1 protein-coding gene is annotated in these 620 nt (G+C 63.4%); it reads right to left on the minus strand.

The features are described from left to right. Nucleotides 1-494, minus strand: a 494-nt coding sequence (gene ripB / locus J5M67_RS27405; RefSeq protein ID WP_207888540.1) for a (R)-specific enoyl-CoA hydratase RipB/Ich, incomplete at its 3' end; no start/stop codon positions are given. Between the last annotated feature and the right edge of the window lie 126 nt (nt 495-620).

Raw genomic sequence — 620 nt, forward strand, 5'->3', positions numbered from 1 at the left:
CGCTTATAGATCAGCATCGTGCGTTCGAAAGACATCACGATGACACCGTGCTGATTGACGCCCTTCGTCTCGACGGTCACGATCCCCTGCGTCGGCCGGCTCTTCGATTCGCGGCGCGACAACACCGTCGATTCCGCGTACAGCGTGTCACCCGCGAACACCGGCGCGCTCGCCCTCACCTTGTCCCAGCCGAGATTCGCGACCACCTTCGCGCTGACCGTGCGCACGCTCATGCCGGTCAGCAGCGCGAGCGTGAACGTACTGTCGACGAGCAGTTTCTTCCACTCGGTCTTCGCCGCGTATTCGGCGTCGAAATGCACCTGCTGCGTGTTCATCGTCAACAGCGTCATCCAGATGTTGTCGACGTCCGTGATCGTGCGGCCCGGCCGGTGCTCGTAGACGTTGCCCGGCTCGAAATCCTCGAAATACAGGCCGGATATCTCGCGAAACCGCTTGGCGCCGATCTGTCGGTACGCGGAAATCGTCGTGCTCATGCTCGCCTCCTGGTTGAAGAAAGAACGGGGTATCCGTCATCGCGCCGCGGCGAGAACGTCCCTCGCCTCGCGCGCGACGGCTTCGTCGACCATGCGGCCGTCGACGACGGCCGCGCCTTGCGACGC

The organism is Pseudomonas sp. 30_B, from assembly GCF_017491605.1.
Taxonomy (GTDB): domain Bacteria; phylum Pseudomonadota; class Gammaproteobacteria; order Pseudomonadales; family Pseudomonadaceae; genus Pseudomonas.